We start from the raw sequence: 4,666 nt of genomic DNA, 5'->3' as shown, positions 1-4,666 counted from the left end.
CAACCTGCGGGGCCCCTGAGGCTTCCGCTCATCCCGAATCTCGAAGTCCATCGCATCCCCTGAGCTGGGGTGTTGCGACGACCACTAGAACGGAAGCGCGCCGGGGGCCCTTTCACGCGTCAGCGGTCTCAGACGGTGGTGACGACCTCGTCGTAGGCCAGACGGGGGGAGCGCGGGTACCAGGCGTCCTCGCCGGGCCTGCCGATGTTGACGACCATCAGCGGGGTGTGGTCGTCGTCCAGGAACTCCTTGCGGACGCCCTCGAAGTCGACGCCGGTCATGGGGCCGGCGGCGAGGCCCGCGGCGCGGACGCCGATGATGAAGTACGCGGCCTGCAGGGCGGCGTTCAGCGCGGCGGCGCCCTCACGGGCCGGACGCTCGCTGAAGAAGAGGTCCTTGGCCTGCGGGAAGGCCGGGAAGAGGGTGGGCAGCTCCTCATGGAACTCGTTGTCCGCGGAGAGGATCGCGACGAGCGGGGCGGTGGCGGTCTTGGCCTGGTTGCCCTCGGCCATGTGCTGCACCAGGCGCTCGCGGGCCTCGGCGGAGCGGACCAGGGTGATGCGCAGCGGGGTCTGGTTGAACGCCGTCGGCCCGAACTTGACCAGGTCGTAGATGGCCTGGAGCTGCTCGTCGGTCACCGGCTCGTCGGTGAACGTGTTCGCGGTGCGGGCCTCGCGGAACAGCAGGTCCTGGGCGGCGGGGTCGAGAGCGAGAGACATGCGTGGACTTCCTCGGGTACGTCCGGATCCGGTACCGGACCGTGGTCCGGATCGGCTGACGTGGTCGACCGTACGCCAGGAAAGTTTCAAGTTTCAACAAATATGGGGGTGGAGTGATCCGCTTCACAGCCGCCCCCCCCGCCGACCCGGTGGGCCTGAGGTGCCGGGGGGCGCCGGCAGGCCGAGAGGGCCGGCAGCGGGCGGTAGGACCGGCGGGTCGGCCGGTCAGGGGGGGGCGCGGGTCGGTCGGAGGGCGGAAGGTGAGGGGGCGACGCGTCACTCGTCGCCCGCGCCCTCCGTCTCCTCCTCCTCGGCCAGCGCCGCGTCGAGCCGCGCCCGGGCGCCCTCCAGCCAACGCCGGCACACCCTGGCCAGCTCCTCGCCGCGCTCCCACAGGGCGAGGGACTCCTCCAGGGTCGTGCCGCCGGCCTCCAGACGCCGTACGACCTCGATCAACTCGTCACGGGCCTGCTCGTAGCCGAGCGCCTCGTCCGTCCTGCTCGTCATGCACCCATTCCCTTGCCGGTTCCTGCCTGGTCGTCGACGCCACCCGGGGCGCCCGTATCGCCTGTGCCGCTCGCCCCACCCGTGTCGCCCGAGGTGTCGCCGCCCGAGGTGCCGCCGCCCGAGGTGCCGCCGCGCGAGTCGCCGACCCGGACGGTGAACTCGCCCTCGGCGACCCGCGCGCGCAGCACGTCGTCCGCCGTCACCTCGCCCGGATCCCGGACCACATGCCCGTCGGCCCGCTGCAGCACGGCGTACCCGCGCTTCAGCGTCGCGGCCGGTGAGAGGGCGACCACGCGTGCGTGCGTGTGCGTCAGTTCGGAGTCGGCACGGTCCAGGAGGTGCCCGAAGGTGCGCCGGGAACGGTCCACCAGCGAGGCGACGTGATCGGCCCGGTCGTCGATCATCCGGTGCGGGTCCTGGATCGCGGGCCGCGCGAGGGCGTGCGCGAGCCCGCGCTCCTCCCGCTCCACGTACGCCTCCACACACCTGCGCGCCCGCCCGCGCAGCATCCGCACCCGCTCCAGCTCCTCACCGACGTCCGGCACCACCTTCTTGGCGGCGTCGGTCGGCGTCGAGGCGCGCAGGTCCGCCACATGGTCGAGCAGCGGGTTGTCCGGCTCGTGCCCGATCGCCGAGACGACCGGAGTGCGGCAGGCCGCGACCGCGCGGACCAGCTGCTCGTCGGAGAACGGCAGCAGATCCTCCACGCTTCCGCCACCCCGCGCGACGACGATCACGTCCACCTCTTCCAGCGCGTCCAGCTCCTTCACCGCCTGGACCACCTGCGTCACCGCGTGGACACCCTGCACGGCGACGTTCCGCACCTCGAAGCGGACGGCGGGCCAGCGGCGCCGGGCGTTCTCCAGGACGTCCCGCTCGGCGGCGGAGGCCCGTCCGCACACCAGCCCGATCAGCTGCGGCAGAAAGGGCAGCGGCTTCTTGCGGGACGAGGCGAAGAGCCCCTCGGCGGCCAGGGACTTCTTCAGCTGCTCCAGCCGCGCCAGGAGTTCCCCGACGCCGACCGGTTTTATCTCCACCGCCCGCAACGACAGCTGTCCGCGCGGCGCGTACCACTCCGGCTTCGCGTGGACGACGACCCGCGCGCCCTCGCCCACGACGTCCGCGACCGCGTCGTAGACCTGGCGATAGCACGTCACCCCCACGGAGATGTCGTGCGAAGGGTCCCGCAGCGTCAGAAAGACGACGCCCGCCCCCGGGCGCCGCGACAGCTGGGTGATCTGCCCCTCGACCCACACCGCGCCGAGCCGCTCGATCCATCCTCCGATGAGCCGCGAGACCTGGCCGACGGGCAGCGGGGCGTCCGCGGACGTGTTCACAGCCATGCGGTCGAGAGTATCGGCCCGGACTGACAACCCCCCTGGACCGGCACCCCACCGGGACCGGCACCCCCACCGTGATCGGCCCCCGGATCGGGCGCCCGGCAGCGGTCCGGCGACGGGAGCCCCGGGGTACGCCGGCGGGGGCCGGGCACGGCCTTACGATGGGACGCATGACTGCTTCGCCTGGCCGCCGCCGTGTCCTGCTCGCCGCTCCCCGGGGCTACTGCGCGGGCGTCGACCGCGCCGTGATCGCCGTCGAGAAGGCGCTGGAGCAGTACGGTGCGCCGGTCTACGTACGGCACGAGATCGTCCACAACAAGTACGTCGTGCAGACCCTGGAGAAGAAGGGCGCCGTCTTCGTCGAGCGGACGGAGGAGGTGCCGCCGGGCAACATCGTCATGTTCTCCGCGCACGGCGTCGCCCCCGTCGTCCACGAGGAGGCCGCGCGCGGGCGCCTCGCCACCATCGACGCGACCTGCCCGCTGGTCACCAAGGTCCACAAGGAAGCCGTCCGCTTCGCCCAGGAGGACTACGACATCCTGCTGATCGGGCACGAGGGCCACGAGGAGGTCATCGGCACCTCCGGCGAGGCCCCGGACCACATCCAGCTCGTCGACGGCCCCGAGGACGTCGCCAAGGTCGAGGTCCGCGACCCGTCGAAGATCGTCTGGCTCTCCCAGACCACCCTCTCCGTCGACGAGACGATGGAGACGGTCGACGCCCTGAAGGAGAAGTTCCCGCAGCTCGTCTCCCCGCCGAGCGACGACATCTGCTATGCCACGCAGAACCGTCAGCTCGCGGTGAAGCAGATGGGCGCGGAGGCGGAGCTGGTGATCGTGGTCGGCTCGCGCAACTCCTCCAACTCCAAGCGGCTCGTCGAGGTCGCCAAGCTCGCCGGTTCGCGCGAGGCCTACCTGGTGGACTTCGCGAGCGAGATCGACGAGGCCTGGCTGGAGGGCGTCACCACGGTCGGCGTCACCTCGGGCGCCTCCGTCCCGGAGGTCCTTGTGGAGGAGGTCCTGGCCTGGCTCACCGAGCGCGGCTACGGCGACGTCGAGCTGGTCAAGGCCGCCGAGGAGCACATCACCTTCTCGCTGCCCAAGGAACTCCGCCGTGACCTGCGCGAAGAGGCCGCGGCGCTGGTCGCCGAGCGCGGCGGAAGCGGGGCCACGGGCTCCTCGGCTGAGTGACTGTCAGTCGATCGTCGTAACGTAGGGCCATGCAGATCTTCGGCGTGGACATCGGTGGATCCGGGATCAAGGGCGCTCCCGTGGACCTGGACAGGGGCGACCTGGCTCAGGAGCGCCTGAAAGTGCTCACCCCGCAACCGGCGACACCCGAGGGCGTCGCCGACGGCGTGAAGCAGGTCGTCGAGCACTTCGGATGGAGCGGCCCCGTCGGCCTGACGTTCCCCGGCGTGGTCACCGGCGGGTCCACCATCCGCACGGCGGCCAACGTCGACAAGAGCTGGATCGACACCGACGCGCGTGCGATGTTCAGCGAGCGGCTCGGCGGCCTGCCGGTGACCGTGGTCAACGACGCGGACGCGGCGGGCGTCGCAGAGATGTCCTTCGGAGCCGGCCGCGACCGCAGAGGCACGGTGATCCTGCTGACGTTCGGCACGGGCATCGGCAGCGCCCTCTTCGTCGACGGGGCCCTGGTCCCCAACACCGAGCTCGGCCACCTGGAACTGCAGGGCCACGACGCGGAGAAGCGCGCCAGCAGCAAGGCCAAGGACGACCACGAGCTGACGTGGGAACACTGGGCGCACCGCGTCCAGAAGTACCTCGCCCACGTCGAGATGCTCTTCGCACCCGAGCTGTTCATCATCGGCGGCGGAGTCAGCCGCAAGTCCGAGAAGTTCCTGCACTTCATCGAGGACATCAAGGCGGAGATCGTCCCGGCCCAGCTGCAGAACAACGCGGGGATCGTGGGCGCGGCGATGCGGGCGGCCAAGCCGGAGTAGGGGCGGGCGAGGAGGGGGCCCAGGGGCCCCGGGTCCCGCGGCCTGACGGCGGGACGGTTCCGCGGTTCCGCAGCCAGGCAGTCCAGCGGCCCCGGTCCCCTGCTCTTCGGCTCCCGGTTCACTGTTTCCGGCCA

General features: G+C 71.5%; 5 protein-coding genes. 2 read left to right on the top strand and 3 right to left on the bottom strand.

Annotated features, from left to right (window positions below; all coding sequences use genetic code 11):
- Window positions 1–128 precede the first annotated feature (128 nt).
- From IE239_RS31605 to xseA, 3 genes are all read right to left on the bottom strand, one after another.
- A complete protein-coding gene (locus tag IE239_RS31605; RefSeq protein WP_190152864.1) occupies window positions 129–719 on the bottom strand; it encodes a malonic semialdehyde reductase in 591 nt (196 codons plus the stop codon).
- A gap of 276 nt (window positions 720–995) precedes the next feature.
- Entirely contained in the window at window positions 996–1,226 is a 231-nt protein-coding gene (locus IE239_RS31600; protein WP_190152863.1) for an exodeoxyribonuclease VII small subunit, read from the bottom strand.
- Window positions 1,223–2,569 carry an exodeoxyribonuclease VII large subunit gene (gene xseA / locus IE239_RS31595; RefSeq protein ID WP_190152862.1) on the bottom strand — a complete coding sequence of 449 codons (1,347 nt, stop codon included), beginning with the start codon at window positions 2,567–2,569 and terminating at the stop codon, window positions 1,223–1,225. The genes IE239_RS31600 and xseA overlap by 4 nt, the downstream gene beginning before the upstream one ends.
- Window positions 2,570–2,736: 167 nt before the next feature.
- Here xseA and IE239_RS31590 point away from each other — a divergent pair, with 167 nt between their 5' ends.
- Both IE239_RS31590 and ppgK read left to right on the top strand, forming a co-directional pair.
- A complete protein-coding gene (locus tag IE239_RS31590; RefSeq protein WP_190152861.1) occupies window positions 2,737–3,756 on the top strand; it encodes a 4-hydroxy-3-methylbut-2-enyl diphosphate reductase in 1,020 nt (339 codons plus the stop codon).
- A 29-nt stretch (window positions 3,757–3,785) separates the two neighbouring features.
- The gene (gene ppgK, locus IE239_RS31585; RefSeq protein WP_190152860.1) at window positions 3,786–4,532 is read left to right on the top strand and encodes a polyphosphate--glucose phosphotransferase; all 747 of its coding nucleotides are present in this window, start codon (window positions 3,786–3,788) and stop codon (window positions 4,530–4,532) included.
- Window positions 4,533–4,666 lie beyond the last annotated feature (134 nt).

This window comes from Streptomyces humidus, assembly GCF_014649655.1.
Lineage (GTDB): Bacteria > Actinomycetota > Actinomycetes > Streptomycetales > Streptomycetaceae > Streptomyces > Streptomyces humidus.
The sequence above is the reverse complement of the archived record's forward strand: the minus strand, read 5'-3'. Positions and strand labels throughout refer to the sequence as shown.

Bases quoted from the DNA above. Each gene is read 5' to 3' on its own strand.
- IE239_RS31605 (WP_190152864.1), bottom strand. From the start codon at position 719: ATGTCTCTCGCTCTCGACCCCGCCGCCCAGGACCTGCTGTTCCGCGAG.
- IE239_RS31600 (WP_190152863.1), bottom strand. From the start codon at position 1,226: ATGACGAGCAGGACGGACGAGGCGCTCGGCTACGAGCAGGCCCGTGAC.
- xseA (WP_190152862.1), bottom strand. From the start codon at position 2,569: ATGGCTGTGAACACGTCCGCGGACGCCCCGCTGCCCGTCGGCCAGGTC.
- IE239_RS31590 (WP_190152861.1), top strand. From the start codon at position 2,737: ATGACTGCTTCGCCTGGCCGCCGCCGTGTCCTGCTCGCCGCTCCCCGG.
- ppgK (WP_190152860.1), top strand. From the start codon at position 3,786: ATGCAGATCTTCGGCGTGGACATCGGTGGATCCGGGATCAAGGGCGCT.